The organism is Marinobacter pelagius (genome assembly GCF_900114925.1).
GTDB classification, from domain to species: domain Bacteria; phylum Pseudomonadota; class Gammaproteobacteria; order Pseudomonadales; family Oleiphilaceae; genus Marinobacter; species Marinobacter pelagius.
Genome location: NZ_FOUR01000002.1, coordinates 585500 through 608600 on the forward strand (window position 1 = coordinate 585500; position 23101 = coordinate 608600).

The 23101-nt window shown below is 51.3% G+C and carries 22 protein-coding genes; all 22 read right to left on the bottom strand.

Translation table 11 applies throughout. From position 1 onward, the window contains the following. Nucleotides 1-55: 55 nt before the first annotated feature. Nucleotides 56-1189, bottom strand: coding sequence for a hypothetical protein (locus BM254_RS06895; RefSeq protein WP_092000657.1), 1134 nt, complete (start codon nucleotides 1187-1189; stop codon nucleotides 56-58). Nucleotides 1190-1232: 43 nt separating this feature from the next. After that, entirely contained in the window at nucleotides 1233-2324 is a 1092-nt protein-coding gene (locus BM254_RS06900) for a glycosyltransferase (RefSeq protein WP_092000660.1), read from the bottom strand. After that, nucleotides 2321-2983, bottom strand: coding sequence for a sulfotransferase family 2 domain-containing protein (locus BM254_RS06905; protein WP_092000663.1), 663 nt, complete (start codon nucleotides 2981-2983; stop codon nucleotides 2321-2323). Before BM254_RS06905 ends, BM254_RS06900 begins: the two co-directional genes overlap by 4 nt. A 27-nt stretch (nucleotides 2984-3010) precedes the next feature. Beyond that, nucleotides 3011-3808 (bottom strand): glycosyltransferase family 2 protein, encoded by a 798-nt coding sequence (locus BM254_RS06910; RefSeq protein ID WP_175497211.1) that lies wholly within the window; start codon nucleotides 3806-3808, stop codon nucleotides 3011-3013. Between the two features lie 65 nt (nucleotides 3809-3873). Continuing rightward, on the bottom strand, nucleotides 3874-4788 hold the full coding sequence (locus BM254_RS06915) for a glycosyltransferase family 2 protein (protein WP_092000668.1): 915 nt from the start codon (nucleotides 4786-4788) through the stop codon (nucleotides 3874-3876). A gap of 316 nt (nucleotides 4789-5104) precedes the next feature. Further along, complete coding sequence (locus BM254_RS06920; protein WP_217647738.1) at nucleotides 5105-6076, bottom strand: glycosyltransferase family 2 protein; 972 nt, start codon at nucleotides 6074-6076, stop codon at nucleotides 5105-5107. 90 nt (nucleotides 6077-6166) lie between these two features. After that, nucleotides 6167-7105, bottom strand: a complete 939-nt coding sequence (locus BM254_RS06925; protein ID WP_139227037.1) for a hypothetical protein — start codon at nucleotides 7103-7105, stop codon at nucleotides 6167-6169. Nucleotides 7106-7123: 18 nt separating this feature from the next. Beyond that, nucleotides 7124-8059: a glycosyltransferase gene (locus BM254_RS06930; protein WP_092000674.1), complete on the bottom strand. Its 936-nt coding sequence runs from the start codon at nucleotides 8057-8059 to the stop codon at nucleotides 7124-7126. Nucleotides 8060-8075: 16 nt separating this feature from the next. Further along, entirely contained in the window at nucleotides 8076-9011 is a 936-nt protein-coding gene (locus tag BM254_RS06935) for a sulfotransferase domain-containing protein (protein WP_175497212.1), read from the bottom strand. A 12-nt stretch (nucleotides 9012-9023) separates the two neighbouring features. Then, nucleotides 9024-10367 carry an oligosaccharide flippase family protein gene (locus tag BM254_RS06940; protein ID WP_092000679.1) on the bottom strand — a complete coding sequence of 448 codons (1344 nt, stop codon included), beginning with the start codon at nucleotides 10365-10367 and terminating at the stop codon, nucleotides 9024-9026. A 45-nt stretch (nucleotides 10368-10412) separates the two neighbouring features. Next, entirely contained in the window at nucleotides 10413-11510 is a 1098-nt protein-coding gene (locus tag BM254_RS06945; RefSeq protein ID WP_092000681.1) for a DegT/DnrJ/EryC1/StrS family aminotransferase, read from the bottom strand. After that, complete coding sequence (locus tag BM254_RS06950; RefSeq protein WP_092000684.1) at nucleotides 11507-11971, bottom strand: acyltransferase; 465 nt, start codon at nucleotides 11969-11971, stop codon at nucleotides 11507-11509. The genes BM254_RS06945 and BM254_RS06950 overlap by 4 nt, the downstream gene beginning before the upstream one ends. After that, nucleotides 11968-12375 carry a sugar 3,4-ketoisomerase gene (locus tag BM254_RS06955; RefSeq protein WP_092000686.1) on the bottom strand — a complete coding sequence of 136 codons (408 nt, stop codon included), beginning with the start codon at nucleotides 12373-12375 and terminating at the stop codon, nucleotides 11968-11970. Before BM254_RS06955 ends, BM254_RS06950 begins: the two co-directional genes overlap by 4 nt. Next, nucleotides 12372-12938 (bottom strand): dTDP-4-dehydrorhamnose 3,5-epimerase, encoded by a 567-nt coding sequence (gene rfbC, locus BM254_RS06960; RefSeq protein ID WP_092000689.1) that lies wholly within the window; start codon nucleotides 12936-12938, stop codon nucleotides 12372-12374. The genes BM254_RS06955 and rfbC overlap by 4 nt, the downstream gene beginning before the upstream one ends. Nucleotides 12939-12947: 9 nt before the next feature. Continuing rightward, nucleotides 12948-13820, bottom strand: a complete 873-nt coding sequence (gene rfbA, locus BM254_RS06965) for a glucose-1-phosphate thymidylyltransferase RfbA (protein WP_092000692.1) — start codon at nucleotides 13818-13820, stop codon at nucleotides 12948-12950. 47 nt (nucleotides 13821-13867) lie between these two features. After that, a complete protein-coding gene (rfbD, locus tag BM254_RS06970) occupies nucleotides 13868-14728 on the bottom strand; it encodes a dTDP-4-dehydrorhamnose reductase (protein ID WP_092000694.1) in 861 nt (286 codons plus the stop codon). Nucleotides 14729-14808: 80 nt separating this feature from the next. Beyond that, entirely contained in the window at nucleotides 14809-15882 is a 1074-nt protein-coding gene (gene rfbB, locus BM254_RS06975; RefSeq protein ID WP_092000698.1) for a dTDP-glucose 4,6-dehydratase, read from the bottom strand. Nucleotides 15883-16062: 180 nt separating this feature from the next. Then, nucleotides 16063-18282, bottom strand: coding sequence for a polysaccharide biosynthesis tyrosine autokinase (locus tag BM254_RS06980; protein WP_092000701.1), 2220 nt, complete (start codon nucleotides 18280-18282; stop codon nucleotides 16063-16065). Nucleotides 18283-18297: 15 nt separating this feature from the next. Further along, nucleotides 18298-18732, bottom strand: coding sequence for a low molecular weight protein-tyrosine-phosphatase (locus BM254_RS06985; RefSeq protein WP_092000705.1), 435 nt, complete (start codon nucleotides 18730-18732; stop codon nucleotides 18298-18300). Nucleotides 18733-18743: 11 nt separating this feature from the next. Beyond that, complete coding sequence (locus tag BM254_RS06990) at nucleotides 18744-19859, bottom strand: polysaccharide export protein (protein ID WP_092000708.1); 1116 nt, start codon at nucleotides 19857-19859, stop codon at nucleotides 18744-18746. Between the two features lie 28 nt (nucleotides 19860-19887). Further along, nucleotides 19888-21384: a capsule assembly Wzi family protein gene (locus BM254_RS06995; protein WP_092000809.1), complete on the bottom strand. Its 1497-nt coding sequence runs from the start codon at nucleotides 21382-21384 to the stop codon at nucleotides 19888-19890. A 303-nt stretch (nucleotides 21385-21687) separates the two neighbouring features. Then, a protein-coding gene (locus tag BM254_RS07000) for an IS3 family transposase (RefSeq protein ID WP_091999048.1) occupies nucleotides 21688-23057 on the bottom strand; the annotation gives its coding sequence in 2 pieces (ribosomal slippage) (nucleotides 21688-22580 and nucleotides 22580-23057; 1371 coding nt in all). Nucleotides 23058-23101: the final 44 nt, after the last annotated feature.

Consider the following 23101-nt stretch of genomic DNA (forward strand, 5'->3'; position numbering starts at 1 on the left):
GATGATCGCGATTCGTTCATTAAAGACCCTCGAGAAAAGATTTAAAACCAGAGCCTCAGGCGCTACGTTTCCGCCCAATTACTGAGATAAAAAGAAAGATCAGCATCGGCGCAAACATCCATTTCTGCCTAAGAGCGATGCCCAGGTTAGCGGTAGTCATTGAAAGAATGAGCCACGCTCCAAGCGCATAGGCCCACAAAAACACGCGGTTTTCGCCAAGCCCCGTTTTTCTACCGCGCAGAAGCGCCATACCGCCAAACAAAAACAGACCGAGCAAAATCAAATTATCTAGCGCTGCAGCCAGCCCAAAAACGCTTCGGGCTTCAAACAAAAGTGGGCGAAAAAGGTAGGTGAACAACTGCAGCGGCAAACTCATAGAAGCAATATCGACGCCACCGCCACCCTCAGTGTTATAGGACTGGCGCTTGTCTATGTACTCTGTGAGGGACTCGACATCGACTACCTCGCCAACACCCGCATACCTGAGCGCAAAGGGAACCAGCGCTGCGGCAACGCCCGCGGCACCGATTCCCAGCAAAACCTTCTTTATCAACGAGGCATTACTATCCACCAGTGCCGCAATGGCAATTGCCGTCACCATAAGGCCCGCCATGTGGGGCCGTACGATAAACATTGCCCCGATAGCAAATGCCATCAACAACCCTCGCCGGGATAGGTTGAGGGAACTCCAGAGAGCCAACCCCGTTGCCATAAATGAAATGGCATCTTTGCCCAAGGCCGAAGTCCAAAAGCTCACCGATGGAAGAAAAATGATTAACGTTGCAAGCCAACGTATACGCCACGGTTTATCTTGCGTAGCCTCTTTCAAACTACCCCAAAAAGCCAGAAGACCAATTTGGCCAAAAATGTTGAAAACCAGAAAGGTACCGAGAATTGACAGGCCAATGCCAGACACGAGCAACGCCGCCATAGCTCGAACTGCGGAAGTACCAACTCCAATTTCACCGGACCAGAACAGCCCGTGGCGGAAATAGGCAATCGCATCTCCCCCGGATCTCAAGACATACCAGCAATAAAACAGGGAGAAAAAAGTATGCCAACCATAAAGCCCTAAAGACTTAACTGGGCTAACGTTGAATTTTCTACCTATGGTTGCTGAAATAGCCGCCCCCAGAAAGAAAATGAACGACGCGCTCAGAACATGATAGGCCGAGGAAACGATTTCCAATTATGCCCCCGCAGAAGTCGGCAAAGGAAGGTATCGCCTTCCTTCAAACACGGGAAAAACCATCCGAAATAACTTCTTCATAGAGTTCTAAATGCCTACCAACCGAACGCTCGATCTCATAAACAGAGGCAAACGCCAAACCATTTCGAGAAAACGATGCTCTTAATTCAGCATCACCCACCATCTTGCTCAATGCGCTCGCGTAGTCCCCAGCTTCAAGGCTATCAACAACAAATCCGTTAGCACATTGGTGTACCACTTCCGCACACCCACCTACATTCGTCACAATTACCGGCAGGCCTGCCAGAGTCGCTTCAATCAACGCAATCGGCAACCCCTCCCAAGCTGAAGACATGAGGAATATTTCGCTCTCCGCCAAAATTTCATTAATGTTTGATCTATTCCCCAGGAATTCCACTCGATGATCAATGCCGAGAGACGACGCCAATTCCTTTAAAAGGCCTCTGTCCGGCCCTTCGCCAACAACTAACAACCTGACGTTACTAGAATGGGCTAACCCAAAAGCCCGCAACATCATTGTCAAATTTTTCTGTGCGCAAAGGCTACCAACAAACACACAAGTAACTTCAGAATTGGTATTTGTGCTCTTCTTCTGTTTGAGAAGAATTCGGCTCTTTGAAACCGCGTTATTTATCTGAAGCACACTACGCCTACGACTGCCTAGCAACTCTTTACATGCAGCACAAATTGCGACATAAGCAGAAACCTTGATATCAAAAATCTTATAAAATATCCTTGGTAAGCCTAGCCTTATATTGTGATGCGTATAAATAACGGGAACACCAAATACAAAAAATGAAAATAACAACGCATAATACAAATGGCAGTGAACGACATCCGCGTTAAATGCTCGTACAAATCTACGAAGACGCAGACCTCCAAGCCAAGGCTTTCTACGAGCCTCCTTACCAATAAACGAGTAGCTAATCGAAGCCGAGGCCAACGAACTTAAAAAATCTTTCTCAAACTCAGGATCCCTTCCGCTCTCCGCTGCAGTTTGGAGGAACACGATGTGGACATCATGTCCTTTTCGACGCATGAGAATAGACAGGTCACGAACATAGGTCTCCGCCCCACCCGCTGCTGGCGAAGATATAAAGTGTAAAATCCTCATGTGCTGGCAGACATCCGTTCAAACTCGTACCCGAACAACTCAATGTCCCGCAAATAAATGGCCCGCACTACCTCAACCATCTCCGGTCGAGTATACGCATTGCGAAAATCCCTCTTGGGACTACCCGTAGAGTTCTCATTGTTAATCAAAATCGGCTTTCCCAGTTTCTGACCCAAAACATCCACAGTCTCATCCAATGCTTCAACACGTCCGAGATGGTCCACCATCACCTCGCCGCTGTCGTCGCAAACAAACATCCACTGAGGCCGAAAAATGTAGTCCAGTTTCTCAACATCTTGCTTAGGCAACCATTCGCACAAAAAACGCTCGAAGCTTTCGAATTCGGGAATGCGATACTGCTCCGGCTTGTGAACTCCCATTGAATCGGTTCTGCCAACGCACGCAAATCGATATGCCGAAAGCACTCTGTCCCAAGGATTCCGAACCAGGGAGAAGGTAAATGCTCTTCCATAAAGATTGGGGAACGTTCTCTGAATTTCAGCAGCGCTGTAGTGCCCGAGAGTTCTACCATAGAGTGCTTTATTGACGCTTGTGCCTGCGGCCTTGGGAACGTGTACGAAGATGCAGTTGAGGTGAGACCAGTGGGGATAACGCCTATAGATGTTCAACCTTTCCTTAAAGCTGCGGAAAGAAATCATTTATATCACCGAAATAAAACATTAAAATTAAAACCTCCACTCTAAGCTCTTCGTTTTTAAAGCAGATGCGAAATTCAGCAAGTAGCGTCTTGAAATCTCTCTCCTGCTCATTAATCTTTCTCGCCATGCCTTACGGAGGAACTTCCTGCTACCAGTCAATGCTTTCTTTTTATTAAACCGTGTATGTGAATTGGGATTTACGGTACGAATAAAACCCGGCTCACTTACTCCATAAAACTCCCAGCCTGACCTCACCATCCGCAAAATCAGATCGATATCCTCGTTAAAATCCAGACTTGTATCAAAGCCTCCGACCTCAACCAGGGCTTTCTTTCTTAAAATATAGGACGGAGCCCCCCCTGGAACTCTCCCAACAATGCCAACGCAGTCAGCCTTTGCTGGTTGATTGGAGACGAGAAAACGCTGAACCTTTTCCGTATCTGACCATACAAAACCACCATAAACTCCCCCAATCGAGGGCGCATCCAGAAGAGAAATTTTAGCAAGCTTAGATTCAAGCCCGTCACAAAGCAGAATGTCATCAGCATCCAGAAAAACTATCCAATCTCCTGTGGCCTTCTCCATGCCATAATTCCTGGCAGAGGACGGCCCTCCGTTTTCTTTCCTAAACAGTGTAAGTGGGACACGCTCTGGAGATTGTAATGACCTAGCCACATAATCAAATGAGTTAGTACTCGACCCATCATCGACAACAATAATTTCATTTAGAATCGACGAGCATCGGATGGCGGATTGAACAGATCCAATTAACACATCAGCCGGTTCATTGAAGGTTGTTATGATACAACTAACTCTCTGTTTCAAGGAGCCCCCAATTTATTCAACTTCAGCCCACCAATTACAGCAACGGTGATGAAAAGCCAAAACCATCAACGTCGAATCAACCCAATGATTTTTTCCGAAATATACGGCCCAAAAACTCGCGCAAAGATTCTGTATTTCTGACTAAGGAACCTTGTTGGGCACGAAGATAATTGCCAAGCACTGTCGAAGAATTGTTTCGCTTCCTTTTTTTTTCCTTGTTTCAAGAACTCACGTCCGATATTCCATGTGTAGCTCGCCCAAGCATCTTTCTCTTTCTTCCCCATAAGTTTTCTAATGTGGGCGTAAGTGTTATCTAATACTAACTTCTCATTAGTGCCAAAAAGTTTTCTATTACTGATTCTTTGTTCCCCTTCATGGAATCTTTGTCGAAAGGTGAGTCCATCCCAAAAAACGAATCTCCACCCATGTGAATACAACCTAAGATTCAGATTCCACTCTTGCCGTCCACTAATAGATTCGTCGAAGCCACCAACCTCTTCGAGTGCCGCCACTGGATACAAAGGCAATGATATTTGAATGTTTCTCAAAATCAAATTAACCAGATCAGAACTAGCGAGAAGCTCACATGGTCGTTTCCTAAAACCCTGACTCAAACCATCTCGACAAATTACATCGCGGTAACCATAGGAAATTTCTCTTACGCTCAAACTATTACAATATTCATACTGAGACTTAAGAGACGTTGGATCAAGAATATCATCAGCATCGAGGAATTTGACATATTCTCCAACAGAATGATTCAGGCCATAATTACGTGCAGCCGTTGCTCCCTTATTTTCTTGGCAAAGGAGCTTTATACTAGGATACTTACTGACAATTTCCCTAGTATTATCAGTTGACCCATCATCCACAATAATGTGCTCAAAGCTGATTCCACTTATCTCCTGAACGCTCAGAATACACTCTTCGATGAAATCACTGCCGTTATAAACAGGAGTTATTACAGATATTCTCGGCATACCGAGAGCTCCAAATTCAAATACCTTATGGATTATCGGAATTAATCGACTTCAAAACGTCTGTAGTAATTTGAACAAAGGGTGGACTTTCTCCAGACTAATTCCCACCAAAACAACCCAGGTCGGATTCCATCCCATATAGATCTGTCTCTGCGTCACTAGAACACGCCCCACGTTTACGTCATCCCCATTTAAATAAGTCACATTTTGTTCGGTAAAAGAGCCTGCAAGATATACTACAGAGTGAATGATAAACCTGAATTGCAGGGTATAGGTGGTGTGTTCAAGGGGCACATTCTTTTTTCCCTTCAGAATCTCATCCCACTATATCCCTTAAAACCGCCTTTAATCCACTAGTATTCCTATAGCCACCGCGAAGTAACAGACAAAATGTAGCCACAATTCGTGGCAAAAGCCACTTCTCTCGAGCCGCAACACGTAGTTTATAGCTCTTTGCATTGGCTTCAGCTGTTCGTAGCATAGTCAGCAAACCCGTCCGGTATTCTTCTGGAGCTGCGGATAATACTCGCCGGATACCGTCTATCATCAATTGCTGCTGACCAACCTGTTCCTTTTCCTTCTGTCGAACATCACCTCCAAACATCTTTTTCACCGAGTGAAAAAAAGCCTGTTGACGGGAGACTCTTTTAATTCTGTTGGCAATAAATTGCGATTCGTTGGATTCATGCCGGCGATAGTATTGGAGCGCACGTTCATCCACCACTTTGCTATTTACAGCATCAGCAAATTGCACAATCCAGTTATCATGCGCTTTAAGGCCTTCGGGAATAGGCATACAAAAATCCAGCAGCTCACGCCGAATCCCGCAGCAACATCCCATTACAAAAAACTTCATTGGGAAACCAGCAGATCGAATCTGGCCAACCTTGGTCAAGCCGACCTCATTCAACTCGCCATCAGTAAGCGCTGCATCATTCATCACCACCAACGCTTGCGGATTACGATCTGCGACACCAATCATGTGTTCGATCTTTTCGGGGAACCACACATCGTCCTGATCACTGAGAAATACCAGATCGCCTGTCGTCTTCATCAGCGCCGCGTTGAAGTTGCCGCAGTAGCCAAGGTTCCTTTCGTTACGATGGAACTCGACGTTAAAGGGTGCGGTCTTGGCGAAATCCCGAACAATAGCTTCAGTCTGATCGCTGGAGCAGTCGTCCGTGATGACCAACTCATCCGGCTGCCGGGTCTGGTCTATAAAGCTTTGGAGTTGCTCTTGTATGTATTGGGCACCGTTGTAGGTAGCCATGGCTATGGAGATTTTCATTTAATATTGAACCAAAGTTTTTTTCCTGTGATCCGCTGCTATATATACGAATCGGACAAGAGCTGACATACTATAAGTGGACAATGGTCGTTATTTAATTACCGGCAACTTCATCTCAGACCCCGATAGAAACCTATCATTAAAAGCCCGATTTCCAGCGTCAATGTGCTTAAGAATATCCGCATCACGATGCTTTGAAAAAGAACCTGACCAATTATCGATCCATTTCATCAGATCGCTAAGAATAACGCGTTTCGCTATTCTTGAAGCTTGCCCAAGTAAAGGTGATAACCGGAACTTGTTGATCTTCCTTACAAGTTCCAAACGTTTAGGTTTAGGCGAAATGTTGCTATCTGCCAAGGGCATCTCGAAACCAAGAACAAGTCCGTCTAATTCGAGAGCTGATAAAAAATCATGAATCAAATTACCATTCATGAAGTTGTCTTGGTGGAATACTCGGGCGACAATGTTTTCATCACCAAAAGCATCAGCCCACAAACTTAACCCCTTGTAATAGTTCCAGTGATAGCTGTGAACACTGAACTCATCTACAAACTGGTCATATGTAATTATCCCGCTAGTTGGGCCTTTGATTATTTGACTATAGAACGACTTCGCCCAAGATATTTGAGGACGACAATAAAAAATTATTCGAACCTCACCAAATATGCTCAGCAAATGCTCTCTTAGCAGCATTATTTTATCAGCATCAAATCCATACTGAGAGAATATATGCTCACTGGAGGCAATGAAATGGTTTGAGTCTGACTGACGGACTTCGGCAGCTACTGAATCCCAAAATTCATTTGCAAATTTCTCGTACTCTTCCGGAGTAAACTTTTTAGATTTCTTGACCCAGTAATTGTAAGACAGCTCGGTTTGTGATGCTGCAGCAATTCTCCAAGCGTCACCAATTCCAAACGACTCTAATTGCTCCACATATGGAAGCAGACTCGAAAAATTAAAATATAGGAAATTTTGGATTGTGGTACTTCCGGCTTTTCCTACGCCAATATGGAGATAAAGCATCTGCTCCCCTACAAACAATTAAAAGTTCAAAAACAAGCCAAACTTTCTGTGAACACTTAAAATCAACGCTCGAAAAAACCAATAAAGGGCTTCAGGAAGCTTAAACATCTTTCCAATAAAGAAAATCAATTCGTCGTTTCTCTTTTTCTTGACTGCCGAGAACAAAGAGTTACCAACAAATCTAGACTTTATCAAACGTGCATTATTGCAGTACCTGTCTGCGACTTGACGGACTCTTTCATAGTGGACGATCAGATTTCTGGATGTATTTTCTCCGTGAATGTTTCGGATAAAGCACACACTCGGCTCAAAATCGAAATCGCCCCCGTGGGTCATCAAAGCATAGAAAACCTTTATGTTGAAAACCCAGTCATCGGCGATTAAGTCGACATCAAAAGGCTGGATTCTTTTCAGGAAATCTGCTTTGGCGAGTACCCCCTGGATGAATAGAACAGGAGCCTGTGATGTCAGGTGCCTGAAGACTCTCGCGGTATCACCGCTTCTCATCAGATCGACGGTTTCTACTGAATGGCAACGCTGACCAAGCTCACCGGCTGCGCAGTTAACGCCGTCTGAGTAGCTAATTCTCAGATTTGGATTAGCGGCAAATTTTTCCAACTGAAGAGAAAATCGGTTCTGCGAGAACGAATCATCACCGGCAAGGAATCCGATGAAGTCTCCATCTGCAAGATTAATCATCGACAAAAAATTCTTCGCGATCGCCGTAATACCTTCATGCTTTTTGGCCAAAACCTTTATCGAAACTGGAGAATTTTCGGCAAATCGTTCAATAACATCAACGGTTCCATCTGATGACCCGTCGTCGGTTACGATAATTTCAAGGTCGTAGTTGTTCGACTGTTGTTCGACAACGCTTTGCAGTGCTCGCTGGATGAATTGGGCCTGATTGAAGGTGAGAACAAGTACGCTGATTTTTGGTTTGGTTGTCGGCAATTTCTTTGTCCTAACTTTACTTTTTAGGCAGCACCCAAAAGGAAAGGTCCTTGTCGAGGGTAGTTTCCAGCTTTTTTATCTCTTCCTGGAACACTTCTCTTAATCTTCCCACTTCATCCTCAGGAATTATCACCGGCTCCGATAATGCGCCTTCGACTTTCTTTCTCAGAAATACCTTAAACCTCTCAGGCAACCAGCCCAACAAAAGACGACCGGCGCTTCGGGCCTTCTGAACCATCAGAGGATGCTTCAGTTTTTTGGCACCTATTGACGCGTTTACAACCTCGAAATCGAACTCCGGCAGCTTTTTGCTATCAACTCCCAAGAAATCGCATAAGTTGTCCAGAAGGACCCGAGGGTCCTCTTTCAAGTCATCATAAAGACAAACATGAACGTTATTGAAGTATTTCAGATAAAACTCCACCTGTTCTACATATTTCGACACATCTGTATAGAACAAGTCTGGAAGCAACTCATTCCTCCTCACGCGATCAGCTTCGGCTTCGAGCGCGTCTGAAAAACTTAAAAATTCCGGATCGAGTCGTTTTTTGCACACGAACCGATACTGGGAAATAATCCGGCTTACTGGTTCTCTCAGGATAATGATAACTTTCACATCTTTCCAGTTAGCATGGTGCTGCTTGAGATTCTTTAGAACGTGGTCATGAAAATACAGATAAGAGGGGCATGCTTCGCCCGTTATTTGATCTTTTCGGGCATCCTCGAAATACTGCAGGTACTCGTCCAATCGTGTGGGTATGTTGTCCTCTCCGGCATGGTCTATGATTGACCGATTCGTATTGGTTGCCACATGCCAGAAGTAGAGCTCTTTTCGCTTTTCTGGCATGAAGATATCCGGATGCTTGCTCAGGTAGCTGTGCAAGGAGGATGTTCCGGATTTAGCGGCACCCACAATCAGAAAATTTGGAATTTTTGTTACATCACTCATCATAGAACAATCCATTCAAGCAACAGCTTTACGGCTCCAGGGAACGTACATCATGTTTATGCCGAGTTTTCGGTAAACAACATAAACGCCGATAAAATTACCGAAGCACATATTAAAAAAGTAACCGATTGCAACACCAAGCACACCAAATTCCTGGATCGCAAAAACTGCCATCAAAATAGTAAGTACAGCATTGGCAAGAAGAATATTTTTTCTGATTTTGTGGCCACCGGTCATGTCCAGAAGGTTGCCTGAGGCTCCGGTGAACGCATTCACAAAATTGGCCGCGGCAAGAAGGACCAGCACAGGCCAAGCCGAGGCAAACTCCTCTCCAAAAACCAGCAGTAAGGGATAGCTCAGAAGCCCAATGATCAAGGATGCCGAGCCACTCGCCCAAAAAATCATCTTCGAACTCTCTTTAATTGAAGCTTCAAGCTTGGCTCGGTTTTCAGCAAAGTCCCTTGAGTACATCGGTGCGGAAACTGTAACCACAGAGGCAAAGATGAAATTTGCCAAATTAGCTATTTGTAATGAAACGTTATATTTGGCAACTTCCGCAGGATTCTCAAAGTAAGCAAGTATGTAGACCAGTGCCTGAGTGGAGGCGAATATCAGCAGAGCGGACTGATACATTGGTAGTGACTGGCCAAGACTTTGATTCAGGCTCAGGGTTTCCAGGTGTGATGACGAAGCGTCTTGGCCGCCACTATGCTTTTCTCTGAACTTCTTCAATACAATAACAGCTGCCAATGCGAATGCCGAGAGGCTCGCAACAACAAAAGACTGGAGTACAAAGTCGACATTTTTTCCGCCGACAACTATCAATATGCCTAAAACCAGGAAGTTGATAACTCGAACGTGAATACTCCGCAGGTACTCACTCAGTGAAATCAACCCAATGCCGCGAAATAGCCCACAGGCAAGGTTCGTTAACACCTGAAATGGGACAAGAATACTTGCCAGAAGAATATATTGTTTGGCCTCTGGCCCACCAAAAAATTGCGAAGCAACATCTTCAGCAAAAGCTGCCAAAATAATTGAGCTTGCCACCGCAGCCACACTGGCAATGCCAGCCCACTGCTTGCATAGCTTTCGTAAACTACGCCAACCTTCTTCAGAGGTATTCAGTCGCGCAGCGTATTTCAATGTTAGCTGGTTAAAGCCCAAAGCAGAGATCAAGCCACAGGTTCCAATAACCTGAATGGTCAGTTGGTATTGGCCCAGCGCTGTAGCCCCAAATACACGGGCAACCATCAGAACAAAAGCGTAACCGATCAAGACACCAAGGATTCTGAGACTGGCTACACTTGCGACACCGCGGAGAAGCTCCGCGGAAAATCCACCGAAAATTTTACTCATTCTTAAAGTAATCCAACGATAATGACTACACCAACCTTTGGTTAATCACCAGTCATTACATGCCTCGGTGACTTGATTACACCCTTCAGTGGACAACGTCGGCCCCATCGGCAAACTCAACACCGTTTGATGAATGCTCTCTGTCAGCGGGTAGTGCATGGAACCCCAGTTCGGGTATGCCTTCTGCTGATGCGGTGGCACCGGATAGTGAATCAGCGTCTGAACGCCCTGCTCCGCCAAATACTTCTGTAACTCTTCCCGCTTGGCCGAACGTACAACAAACAAGTGCCAAACATGGCTTTCTCGGTTGCCGACTTCAGGTAACTGGATATTCGGTGTTTCAATATGTGTGAGGTAGTATTCGGCCACTTCCCGGCGGCTTTCGATCTCCTCATCCAGATGGCGCAGTTTGACCCTGAGCATGGCGGCCTGGATCTCATCCAGCCGGCTGTTTACGCCCCGATAGAGATTCTCATATTTCTTGTGGCTGCCGTAGTTACCCAGTGCCCGGATTGTTTTGGCCAGTTCCTCGTCATCAGTGGTTACGGCACCCGCATCGCCCAGTGCGCCAAGGTTCTTGCCGGGGTAAAAGCTGAATCCGGCGGCATGGCCCCAGCTGCCGGCTTTGCGGCTATCTATGCTGGCTCCGTGTGCCTGGGCGGCGTCTTCCAGGACCAACAAGCCGTGTTGATCCGCCAATTGCATCAACTCTGGCATTGGGGATATCTGGCCATAGAGGTGAACGGCAACGATAGCTTTGGTGTTGGAGGTGATGGCCGCAGCAGTTTTTTCAGGGCACAGGTTGAACGTTGCCTCCTCCGGCTCAACCAGCACAGGCTTTAACCGGTTTTCGCTGATGGCCAGTATGCTAGCGATGTAGGTATTGGCCGGCACGATGACTTCGTCGCCCTCTTTCAGCTTGCCCATTTCTTTCCAGGCTCTGAGGGTGAGCGTCAGCGCGTCGAGGCCGTTGGCTACGCCTATGCAGTGTTTGCTGCCGCAGTAATCGGCGAACTCCTCTTCAAAAGCTTTTACTTCGGTGCCCTGAATGTACCAGCCGGATTCGATTACGCGGGTGGCGGCGGCTACGAGTTCGTCTCTGTATTGGGCGTTGATTGCGTTTAGGTCTAGGAAAGGAATCATTCTTCAACGTACCTGATAATACGGGCAGGGTTACCGACAACGACGGCTTTCGGTGGAACATCCTCGGTAACGACCGCTCCAGCGCCTACCATTGCTTCTTCGCCAATGGTAATACCGGGAAGGATGGTTGCGTTTGCGCCAACGCTCGCACCTTTACAAATTCTTATGCCAAAGAACTCATCGGGGTATTGCTTTGAGCGGGGGTAAGGATCATTTGTGAGCGTCACATTCGGGCCGATGAAAACGTCATCTTCGACACGAGTTCCGTCCCAAAGCTGGACGCCGGATTTCACGGTTACTCTATCGCCAACAACTACATCGCCTTCGATCAGGGTTTGGGCGCAAATGTTGCAGCCCCGACCAATTTTTGCGCCTTTGAGGATGACCACAAATTGCCAGACCTTCGTGCCCTCACCTATGGAGCATTCGGCAACCTCAGCAAGTGGGTGGATGACGCTCATTGGCTCACCTGCTTCACGAAATCGTCGTAATCCCGGATGTAGTCGGTTTCGTCGTAGTGTTCGCTTGCTAGCACGAGCAGCACGCAGTCTTTGCTGAAATCGTGCATTTCCCGCCAGACCAGATCCTCAATCACCAGGCCCTTGGTTGGACAATCAAGCCAGACTTCTTCCCGGTTCGAACCATCATCCAGCACCATGCGGCATTTTCCGGCCACGCAGATAGCAACCTGCTTGAGGTTTTTGTGGGCGTGGTAGCCGCGGCTTACGCCCTGCTCGGTGTGGTAGATGTAGTACACACGCTTAATGTCAAACGGGACGGCTTTGTCCATGCCGATTTCGACCGCTACCAGGCTACCCCGCTCATCACCAAGGCTCGGGAAATCGATCCATTTCACCAGGCTCATACGCTTTCACCTTCCTGCTCATACTTTTCTGCTTGGGCAAAGGAGATGGCCTGTTTGTCTTTCCGGGATACAAGTGGTTCTGCGGTGTTATCCAGGGGCCAATCTATCGCGAGATCTTCGTCTTCCCAATGAATGGAACGTTCATGCTCTGGTGCGTAGAAGTCTGTGCACTTGTACTGAAAATCCGCCGTATCACTGGTTACCAAAAAGCCGTGGGCAAACCCCGGCGGCACCCACAGCATGCGGTTGTTTTCTTCCGAGAGGTATTCCCCGACCCACTGTCCGAAGGTGGGTGAGTTGGTGCGCAGGTCTACGGCTACGTCGAACACTTCACCACGGGTTACCCGAACCAGTTTGCCCTGGGGCTGTTTGATCTGGTAGTGCAGGCCGCGCAGGGTATTTTTGACGGAGCGGCTGTGGTTGTCCTGCACGAAGGTGGCGTCGATGCCGGCTTCGCGGAAGGCTTTTTCGTTCCAGGTTTCCATGAAGAAGCCGCGTTCGTCTCCGAACACTTTGGGTTCAATGAGTTTTACAGCGGGAATCTTGGTTTCGGTGATTTTCATAGGGTTGGCTTACTTGGCTGTTTTGACCAGTTTTTTCAGGTAGGCACCGTAGCTGTTCTTTTTGAGTTTGTCCGCCTCCGTCAGCAGTTGTTCTTCTCCGATGAAGCCCATGCGGTAGGCTACTTCTTCCAGGCAGGCAATCTTTAAACCCTGGCGTTTTTCCAGAGTTTCGATAAAGCCACTGGCTTCGTGCAGGGAGTCGAAGGTTCCCGTGTCCAGCCAGGCAAAGCCGCGGCCCAACAGTTCGACATTCAGATCGCCCCGCTCAAGGTAGACCTGGTTGACACTGGTGATTTCCAGTTCGCCTCGAGCTGACGGTTTTACCTGTTTGGCGATGTTGACTACGTCGTTGTCGTAGAAGTAGAGGCCAGTTACCGCGTAGTCGGATTTCGGGTTGGCCGGTTTTTCTTCGATAGAAATGGCGCGTTGGCTGTCGTCAAACTCTACTACGCCGAAGCGTTCCGGGTCAGTTACCTGGTAGCCAAATACGGTAGCGCCCTTCTCTCTCTTGGCGGCGGCTTGCAGCATGTTACTGAGGCCTTGACCGTAGTAGATATTGTCGCCGAGGACCAGGCACACGCTGTCATTGCCGATGAAGTCTTCGCCGATGATGAAGGCTTGGGCGAGGCCATCAGGGCTGGGTTGTTCGGCGTAGCTGAGGTTGATGCCCCATTGGCTGCCGTCGCCTAAGAGACGCTGGAAGCCTTGTTGGTCTTCGGGGGTGGTGATGACGAGGATGTCCCGGATGCCCGCCAGCATGAGTACGGAGAGCGGGTAGTAGATCATGGGCTTGTCGTACACCGGGAGGAGTTGTTTGGAGATGCCTCGGGTGATTGGGTAGAGGCGGGTGCCGGAGCCGCCGGCTAGGATTATTCCTTTCATTTGGCTTTTCCAATTTGACTTAAGTTGGGGTCAGATGAAGGCTTTCATCAGACCCCTGAGGTTATTTCCAGGTATTCGGCCAGGGTCAGCGCCAGTTGGCTTTGCCAGTCCGGGAGCTGGATGCTTAGGGCTTGCTGCAATTTGGTTACGTCCATCCTTGAGTTCAGCGGACGTTTTGCCTGGGTTGGGTAGTCGCTGGTTGGGATGGGGTTTGCTTTTGTGTTTTTGCCGGCGATGCGGAAGATTTCTTTGGCGAAGCCTTGCCAGCTGATTTCGCCGGTTGGCGCCAGGTGGTAGATGCCTGTTTCCAGTTTGCTGTGCATGGCCAGTGCGGTTACCTGGGCGATGAGTCTTGCGGGTGTGGGTGCGCCGATCTGGTCTGCCACTATGTTGAGTTCGAGCTTGCTTTCGGCCAGGCGCAGCATGGTTTTCATGAAGTTGTTGCCGCGAGCACTGTAAACCCAGCTGGTGCGGAAAGTGAGATGGTCTGCTCCGCTTTGCTGGATGGCTTCATCGCCTTGCAGTTTAGTTTGGCCGTATACGTTCAGGGGGCCTGTGGGGCTGGTTTCCTGCCACGGGGTTGTGCTGGTGCCCGGGTAGACGTAGTCGCTGCTGTAGTGGACCAAGCGGGCGTTGTTGGTGGTGGCGTAATGGGCCAGTTGTTCTGGCAGGCCGGCGTTTAGGCGTTGGGCTTCTGGCTGCTGTTCCTCGGCCGCGTCTACGGCGGTCCAGGCGGCGGCGTTTACGATCAGGTTTGGCTGGGTTTGGATCAGGTAGTTCTCTACGGCTTGTTCACTGGTCAGGTCGAGCTCATCCCTGCCCGGGGCGGTTATGGGGCCCAGGGGGGAGAGGGTGCGGTGAAGTTCGAAGCCCACTTGGCCGGTTTTGCCTAGTAATAAAATGTGCATAGTGACGATGTTTTGGGTTGTGAAGATGGGGTCAGATGAAGGCTTTCATCTGACCCCGGGTGTGCTGTCCGGTTTCTGAGTTAGCTTGCAGCGCCTAGGCGTTCTCTTTGGTAGCTGCCGTCTTGCACTCGTTGGCACCAATCGAGGTTGTCCAAGTACCACTGGACAGTTTTGCGGATGCCGGTTTCGAAGGTTTCTTCAGGCGCCCAGCCGAGTTCTTTCTGGATTTTGCTGGCATCTATGGCGTAGCGCATGTCGTGGCCGGGCCGGTCTTTTACGTTTGTGATGAGATCCCGGTAACTGCGTTCCTGCGGGCGGAGGTCCTGGAGGATGTCGCAGATGGTGTGCACTACTTCGATGTTCTGTTTTTCGTTGTGGCCACCGACGTTGTAGGTTTCGCCAGGTTTGCCTTCGGTGACGACTTTGTAGAGGGCTCTTGCGTGGTCTTCAACATAGAGCCAGTCGCGAATTTGGTCACCTTTGCCGTACACCGGGAGCGGCTTTCCTTCCAGGGCGTTGAGGATCATCAGTGGAATGAGCTTTTCCGGGAAGTGGTAGGGGCCGTAGTTGTTGCTGCAGTTGGTTACCAAAGTTGGCAGGCCGTAGGTTCGTCGCCAGGCTCGGACGAGGTGGTCTGAGCTGGCCTTACTGGCTGAGTATGGGCTGCTTGGGGCGTAGGCTGTTTGTTCGGTGAACAGGTGCTCGTCCGCGTTGGCTGTTTCGTTTGGGTGCGGTAGATCGCCGTAGACTTCGTCAGTGCTGATGTGGTGGAAGCGGAAGTTAGCTTTCTTTTCGGCTTTCAGGGCCTGCCAATACTGGCGGGTAGCTTCCAGCAGGGTGTAAGTGCCTACGATGTTGGTTTCAATGAAGTCTGCCGGGCCGTCTATGGAGCGGTCTACGTGGCTTTCGGCGGCCAGGTGCATGATGGCATCTGGTTGGTGTTGGGCCAGTACGCGGTCTACTTCGGCGCGGTTGCAGATGTCTACCTGTTCGAAGGTGTAGCGAGGGTTATCGCTGACTTCGGCCAAGCTTTCGAGGTTGCCGGCGTAGGTTAGTTTGTCGAGGTTAACGACTTCATCCGCGGTGTTCTGGATGATGTGGCGGACGACTGCGGAGCCTATGAAGCCGGCGCCGCCGGTTATTAGTAGTTTCATAGTCGGTTTTGGGTCGTTTTTAACATGGGGTCAGATGAAAACCTTCATCAGACCCTTGGGGTGCATTCTGAGGGTGGGGTCAGAAGAAGGCTTTCTTCAGACCCCGGGGGTGGACGTGAAGTTGGGGTCAGATGAAAGATTTCATCAGACCCCTGAGGTGGCCTCTGGCAACCTCTCCTTTTAGTCGGATTTGTAGGCGTAGTTGTAGTAGCCGTAGTAGCCGTAGCTGGTGGCGGCTTTCTTTTCCATGGCGTTGAGGATGGTGCCTTTGAGGGTGACACCACCTGTGGCCAGCCGGTTTTCGGCGATCTGGATTTCCTTGGGGGTGTTTACCCCGAATCTCACCACCATGAGCGAGGTGCCGCATAGTTTGCCGATGATGGCGGCGTCAGTGACCGCCAGGATCGGTGGTGTGTCTATAATCACCAGGTCGAAAGTGTTGCTCAGGTAGTCGAGGAATTCGGTGAATCTGGGCTGCATAAGCAGTTCAGAGGGATTCGGCGGGGCGCTCCCCCGGCTTACCCAGCTCAGGCCTTCCAGCTCGGAGGTGCGGATAGCCTTCTCGAATTCCAGTTTGCCGGAGAGCACTTCTGAAAGGCCATCGTGGGAGCCTTCTTTGAAGGCTTCGTGGACATGGCCTTTGCGCATGTCGCCATCGACCACCACTACCTTTTGCCCGGCCTGGGCGCATACGGCAGCGAGGTTGGTCGCCATGAAGCTTTTTCCGATGCTGGGACTGGGACCTGTGATTACCAGCCGGTTATCGCTTCCTTCCATCATGGCGAAATGCAGGGAGGTGCGCAGGCCCCGGATGGCTTCTACGGAAAGGTCAGCAGGGTTGCGTACGGCTAGCAGGCCTTTGATGGAGCCGTCTTTGCGGCGGCGGTCCTGTTTGATCTGGCGGCGCTTGTCGCTGCGGCGCTTTTCCTCTTCGGAAAGGGGGACGGTAGCGTATACCGGAAGGTCCAGTTCTTCCAGCTGTTCCGGGGAGACGATGCCGCGGCTGAAGGCGGCGCGCAGGAGAACAATAATCATCGCTAGAAATAAGCCGCCGATGCCGGCTGCAGCGACAATCAGGTCTCGGCGGGGCGCCACCTGTCCCTGGACCACGGCCTTGTCCAGTATACGTACATTACCCACGGTGCCCGCTCGAGCCAGCCGCAGTTCTTGCATACGGTTCAACAACTGAACGTAAATTTGCTGGGTGACTTTTACATCCCGGCTTAGCCGCAGGATCTGTTGCTGAGTTTCCGGAAGGTTTTCGGTGCGTTCTTCCAACCTGGCTTTTTCCCGGAGGAGTTGTTCCTTTTTCTCAAGAAGAGAGCGGTAAACCGGGTGGTTGGGTGTGAACCGACGGGCCAATTCGGATTCCTGCAGTTCCAGTTCGTTCAGGCTGGCCTCGATGCTGACCAGGCTGTTGAGGGCGTTCCGGGTTTCAAAGCTCAGATCAATGCTATCGCTCTTGAGGCGGTATTCGTTCAGGCGGTTTTCGGCGTCATTCAGCTGCTCGCGAACTTTCGGGGCCTGCTCCTCCAGAAATTCCAGGCTCTTATCCGCCTCCGCAGCCTGGCGGGCGATATTCTGGGTAAGGAATACGTCGGTGGTGGCGTTCAGGCTCTCGACAATTTCCTGCTGGTCCGGCCCGGTCAGGTTAAGCTGAAGAATGCCGGTATCTTGGCCTCGGGACTGAATTTCCAGCCGGCTTTGCAGGCCATTGATGGCCGCCAACTGACTTTTCTTGATAATGCTAAATGTGGCTCCGGCGGGAGCGGTAAGATCACTCACGATCAACTCCACCCACGGCTCGTCCACAGTCAGCTTTTGCCCTACAATGCCCGGCGCTAGCGGATTACCATCAGTGTCCAGCAGAGAATATCTGCCTCGCCCCTCAGAACGAAGAATGAGTTGCAGGGTCTGGCTATCGTGACTGGTGACAAGTTCGCTGATACGCAGCGTTTCTCCAGCCCAGACGGAATCGTCACCTGCCATGAACCCGGGGCGTTCGATGCCCCTGCGCCGCAGCCAATCGCCGACCACTGGCCAGGTGTGAGGGATGATCTGTACATCCAGATCGGTCTGATCGACCACCTGCCCCAAGATCATACGAGAACGAAGGATTTCCACTTCGGTACTGGTACTCGGTTCGCCGTTACCAAGCACCTTTGCCATGTCCGCTCCTGGGATGGTGCCGGATTTCTTTTCAACCTGGACCAGTGCATCTGCTTTATAGATCGGTGTGGTCAACATTGCATAGATCAAACCAACCGCAGCGAAAATAGCGGCCAGCACAACTATGAAGATCTTGTGGTCCCACAGACTACCCAGCAAAAAGCCGATGTCGATCTCGTCGTTGTCCTGAGGCTGCCGGGTACGCGGTGCGTTAGTCGGGGTATTGGTCATTTATCGCTCTTGGTGTTATTTCAAGCGGGGAAGCCAGGCATTGACGGCTTCTTCCAGGCGTTGGTGTACGTGAACGAAGGCTTCACGGCTCTTCTTGTAGGGATCCGGGATATCTGGCCTGCCTTCCAGCCAGTGGCCCATGAGCATAGTTTTGCCGGTGGAGGATGGATCCAGTTCGGTGACCCGCGCTTTCTGGCCTTCGCTCATGACCAGGATGAGGTCGGCCTGGCGAAACATGTCGGTAGTGGCCTGGCGGGCCTTGTGATGGCTCAGGTCCAGGCCGGCCTGCATTGCCAACTCAACTGCAGTGGGATCCGCTGGATGATCGACCAGGGCCCCGAGGCCGGCGGATTCTACCTGTTTGCCAGGCAGGCCAGCCTTCAGCATGGCTTCAGCAACCGGGCTACGGCAGATATTCCCGGTGCACAATACAAGTATGTTGTTAAACATCGTACTGGTGGTTACTCACCCAGATTAACGGCACGGTCACCCAGGAACAGCGCCGTGAAAGAGGGTACCAGCAGGGAGACAACCCGGTTCCAGCGAGCCAGCGGTGCGGCGGTGACGTAGACCATGTCCCGGTTCTGGAGATTGAAACCGTCTGCCAACACCAGCGCGGTCGCGTCCTTCAGGTTCAGCTGATACATGTCGATGAGGTAATCGCTGTCCGGCGAAGCATCTTCGGCTCGTCTTACCACGAACACGCCGGTGGCATCCGACTGGCGCTCATCCAGACCGCCCGCGTTGGAAATGGCTTCGGCCAGGGTGAGTCCATTACGGCCCATGGGCAGGGTTTCGGTTTTGCCTACTTCACCGAGCATGAATACTTTCTGGTCGTCACCGAGCGGTACGTTGATGACGTCACCCTGCTGCAGCAGGACGTTATGGAGTTTGTTGCCCTTTTCGTAGACGGCCTTCAGTGAGAGGCGGTAATCCTGACCATTGCGAGTCAGGGTGACGTTACGCCAATCTGCGCCCGTATCAAGCCCCCCTGCCTGACTGATGGCATCCACCAGCCGGGTGGGGACGTTGGTGAGCGGGTACACACCGGGTTCGTCCACCGCGCCGCTGACATAGATCCGCTGGCTGCGGAAGTCGGCTACCGACACATCGACCTGGGGAGATTCGATGTAACGGGCCAGACGGTTGGCAATTTTCTCCCGCACCTCAATAGGCGTGAGGCCGGCCACATGCACGTAACCGATGTAGGGGTAATAGATGGTGCCGTTCTCATTCACCACGTTGCCGGATTCGGATGAGCTTCGCTCGGAGCCCGCGGGAATGGTCAGTTCCGGGTGGTCCCAGACGGTGACCTGGAGTACGTCGCCAATGCCGATGCGGTATTCGTAGTCGCTGTCTTCGCGAATCAGTTCGCGCGCCGGTGGCGACACATCAGCGACGATGGCGTTGCGGAGGGTGTCCGGGCCGATGCGCTGCACTTTGACCAGGTGGCTGAAGTCTTCTTCCGGCGGGCTTTCATAGCTGGGGTTCCAGCCGCTGGTGTCGATGTGGGAGCCGGGGGCAAACGCGCAGCCGGTCAGGCCCAGTACGGTTACCAGTGTCAGTAAGGCTTTCATCCGGGAATGGGTTCCTTGTTTCATACGACTAGAATCTGTAACGCCAGCTGGCACTTGCGGACCACTGATCAAGCTCACCGCCGACCAGCTCAATCTTTTTATCGGTACCACGCACATTGAGTTCCAGCCGGCCGAACGGCAACGGGGTACCGTACCCAAGCTGCAGGACGCCGACTTTCTCATTGATAGCCGGGATAAAGTAGGTGACACCGGGATCCGGCATGACCGTGCGCACCTGTCCATCCGAATTCAACTCGGCGTAGCTTACCGAAGCGGAGAGATTGGTGCCATTATCAAAGAACTGGAAGGCCCCGAGCGTAATGGCCTCGGCGTCGCCCTCGAAGCTGCTCGCCAGATTGCGGCCGTGGTGACGGTAACCGGTGTTGTATACGCTGTGTTCGAAGGTAACGTTGGGCATTGCATCGCCCAGGAAGTCATCTGCCGTGGTGTTGCTGTACTCCAAAAACCACTGCTGGTCTGTGTTGAACAGACCGCTAGTCCAGTCTGCACCCAGAAGCCAGGATTTGCGAGCCGGGAAAGCTCCGGCTTCATCTTCGCCCATCATCTGGGCATACAGGCCCAAGGATTGGTTGCCGAGCGCGAAACCGTAGCGTATGTCGGCACTACCAAGCTGGTTTCCGGGATCCAGACCCTCGCCTTGCTGTCCGTTTTCTTTGCCGATCAATGCATCCCAGATTGTTGACGCGTTTTCTGGCCGTCCTTCCCCACCAAACATGATTGCGCGGGAAAGGCCTATGTCCAGGCCTTGGACCGGGCGAAAGGTGAAGCGCATGCCGATGAGTTTGGGATTGTTGATGACACGCTCATCCTGGAACTGGCCGGCAAACAGTGTGAAGTTCCAGGGGCCAATCCAGCTGAGCCATTTCGAGCTTGGTGCGAGATCGCGTTTTCGGTTCAGCCACACGGCGGGAATCGGGCGGGCGTTATTAGAGAGAATCAGGCTCGATTGCCAACCCGGGCCCCACCAGCGGTCAATAGCGCCCGCACCGAAAACCCAGTTGCCGAACGTGGCGGCCAGGTAGCTGCCATCGTAGCGGTATTCTTCGTCATCGGTGGGGTTGGCGACGATAGTGGGTGAAAGGCCAAGTGCCCAGTACTGGCCCTGCCACTGGAGATCGAGCCTCGCCAGGCCTTCGTCTTTCGGAGTGCCATCAAAACCCTGAACCAGGGGTTGTTCGGAGCTGCCGGCCAGGGTGATTTCCGCCCGGGTGCCGTCGCTGAATTGGGCACTCTGCTCCGCCCTCAAATACGCCATGGCGCCCGCCGTGGCCGTGGCATCGGAGGTTACGCTGGCGTTGATATCCTTCGCGACAGAGCTCCACATCACCGGCCAGGTGGAGACGGTGCGATCGAAATGGCCACGGTCGGCCAGCTTTTGCAGCGCAAACCGGGCGCGCGTGTCGCCAGGTTCGATCCAGGGTGAGGCCTGGATGGTTGCGGTAAAACCCGAAGCAATCAGGCACGCTACCGCCCCACCGACCAGGGTCCAGTGTTTTGAGGGCATGATATTCGTCATTTTTTCAGGAACAAAGCATGGGCGGGAGCGAAGAAATGCCCCTGCTTTTTCCCTGTCAGGTGGTTCTATTTATATTGGTATGTTGCGGAATTGTGACGCATTCTACGTTATGTGGGATTGCAGGCAAGTGACAGTTGGGCCGGTTTACTTAGATTCAGATAGTTAGGTGTGTAAAGGTTTGTTAAAGGGTGAGGATGTGAATTAAATGGGGGGGGGGGTCTGAAGAACGCTTTCTTCTGACCCCGGTTTGAACGAAGCTTTGAAGTGACCCCCAAAACCTGGACAGTTTAATCAGGCTGCCACGGCAGCCTGTTCTCTGTACTCCACCGGAGTCAGGCCGTTTAAGGTCAGCCGGATTCGGTGGCGGTTGTAGTAGTCAATGTACTGCTCAATTCCGTGCCGTAATTGCTCCACGCTATCAAACCGGTTCAGATAGTAGAACTCGGATTTCAGTGTGCCGAAGAAGCTCTCCATGGCGGCGTTGTCGAGGCAGTTGCCCTTGCGGGACATGCTCTGAACTAGCCCTTGGTCTGAGAGCATCCGGCAATACTCTGGGTGCTGGTAGTGCCAACCTTGATCTGAATGCACCACCGGTTTGGCGTCGCCCTTCAGTCGGCCAAAGGCCTTCTGGAGCATCCCGGTAACCATCTTGAGTACGGGCCGCTCACTGAGTTCGTAGGCCAGAATTTCACCGTTGAACAGGTCCATCACGGGCGACAGATACAACTTGCGCCCTTGCACCTTGAACTCCGTAACATCCGTCGCCCACTTCGTGTTGGGACTGGCGGTCTGGAAGTCCCTGGCCAGCAGGTTAGGTGCCTTTTTGCCCACAGGGCCACGGTAGGAGCGATATCGCTTCACCCGAACCTTGGATCTAAGTCCCAGCTGCTGCATCAGCCGTTGAACGATTTTGTGGTTTACCTTCTCACCCAGCCGGCGTAAAGCAGCGGTAATGCGTCGGTACCCATAACGCCCCTGGTGATCGCGGTAAATCGCCTGTATGCGAGCCTTCAAGGGCTCGTATTTATCTCCCGCCTGAAGCACGTTGAGCTGGTAATAAAACGTGCTGCGGGACAGCCCGGCTGCCCGTAGCAGCCGTGGCAGGGAATGCTCGCGCCTTAACCCTTGGACCGCTTCCGCTTTTTGTTTCGCGCTGCGGCTTTCTCTTCCCGGATCAAGGCATCCAGCTTTTTTAGGTACGCGTTCTCCGCTCGCAGGTACAACAGCTCTTCGAGCAGCTCCTCCTGTGACATGGTGCGTTCTGGCGCATCAACCGGTGGGCGTTGGACAGACTTTTTGGCCATCGGGGCAGCTCGCTCGATCTCGGGACATGGCTTTGTTAACTGACCACTATGATACTGCACCAACCATTTGCCAATAAGTCCGGTGCTTCGGAGATTAAACCGCGCCTCGGCTTGCCGGTCTGACAAGCCTTCTCTGGCCACGCATTCGATGACCTGACGCTTGAACGATGGGCTGTAATGATGCCTGGTTGCCGCCTCAAGCCCACTGGCACCATGGAGCCGATACCTCGCAACCCAGCGCCGGGCCAGTGAGTAATCAATACCGTAATGTCTGGCGACCTGGTGAAGGCTGATCTCATTCTCAAGATAGAGCCGCGCCACCTGTATTTTAAAGGTCTTGCTGTAGGTTCTTTTCATGTAACCCCTCGAAAGTCGGTGTCCAACTTTCGGGGGTCACTTCA

What these genes read in the sequence shown, in the direction of transcription:
- BM254_RS06935 (WP_175497212.1), bottom strand. Translation starts at nt 9,011, where the DNA reads ATGATGAGTGATGTAACAAAAATTCCAAATTTTCTGATTGTGGGTGCC.
- BM254_RS06920 (WP_217647738.1), bottom strand. Translation starts at nt 6,076, where the DNA reads ATGAAAATCTCCATAGCCATGGCTACCTACAACGGTGCCCAATACATA.
- rfbB (WP_092000698.1), bottom strand. Translation starts at nt 15,882, where the DNA reads ATGAAACTACTAATAACCGGCGGCGCCGGCTTCATAGGCTCCGCAGTC.
- BM254_RS06945 (WP_092000681.1), bottom strand. Translation starts at nt 11,510, where the DNA reads ATGATTCCTTTCCTAGACCTAAACGCAATCAACGCCCAATACAGAGAC.
- rfbA (WP_092000692.1), bottom strand. Translation starts at nt 13,820, where the DNA reads ATGAAAGGAATAATCCTAGCCGGCGGCTCCGGCACCCGCCTCTACCCA.
- BM254_RS06950 (WP_092000684.1), bottom strand. Translation starts at nt 11,971, where the DNA reads ATGAGCGTCATCCACCCACTTGCTGAGGTTGCCGAATGCTCCATAGGT.
- BM254_RS06990 (WP_092000708.1), bottom strand. Translation starts at nt 19,859, where the DNA reads ATGAAAGCCTTACTGACACTGGTAACCGTACTGGGCCTGACCGGCTGC.
- BM254_RS06925 (WP_139227037.1), bottom strand. Translation starts at nt 7,105, where the DNA reads ATGCTTTATCTCCATATTGGCGTAGGAAAAGCCGGAAGTACCACAATC.
- BM254_RS06905 (WP_092000663.1), bottom strand. Translation starts at nt 2,983, where the DNA reads ATGATTTCTTTCCGCAGCTTTAAGGAAAGGTTGAACATCTATAGGCGT.
- BM254_RS06915 (WP_092000668.1), bottom strand. Translation starts at nt 4,788, where the DNA reads ATGCCGAGAATATCTGTAATAACTCCTGTTTATAACGGCAGTGATTTC.
- BM254_RS06980 (WP_092000701.1), bottom strand. Translation starts at nt 18,282, where the DNA reads ATGACCAATACCCCGACTAACGCACCGCGTACCCGGCAGCCTCAGGAC.
- BM254_RS06995 (WP_092000809.1), bottom strand. Translation starts at nt 21,384, where the DNA reads ATGCCCTCAAAACACTGGACCCTGGTCGGTGGGGCGGTAGCGTGCCTG.
- rfbC (WP_092000689.1), bottom strand. Translation starts at nt 12,938, where the DNA reads ATGAAAATCACCGAAACCAAGATTCCCGCTGTAAAACTCATTGAACCC.
- BM254_RS06940 (WP_092000679.1), bottom strand. Translation starts at nt 10,367, where the DNA reads ATGAGTAAAATTTTCGGTGGATTTTCCGCGGAGCTTCTCCGCGGTGTC.
- BM254_RS06900 (WP_092000660.1), bottom strand. Translation starts at nt 2,324, where the DNA reads ATGAGGATTTTACACTTTATATCTTCGCCAGCAGCGGGTGGGGCGGAG.
- rfbD (WP_092000694.1), bottom strand. Translation starts at nt 14,728, where the DNA reads ATGCACATTTTATTACTAGGCAAAACCGGCCAAGTGGGCTTCGAACTT.
- BM254_RS06985 (WP_092000705.1), bottom strand. Translation starts at nt 18,732, where the DNA reads ATGTTTAACAACATACTTGTATTGTGCACCGGGAATATCTGCCGTAGC.
- BM254_RS06955 (WP_092000686.1), bottom strand. Translation starts at nt 12,375, where the DNA reads ATGAGCCTGGTGAAATGGATCGATTTCCCGAGCCTTGGTGATGAGCGG.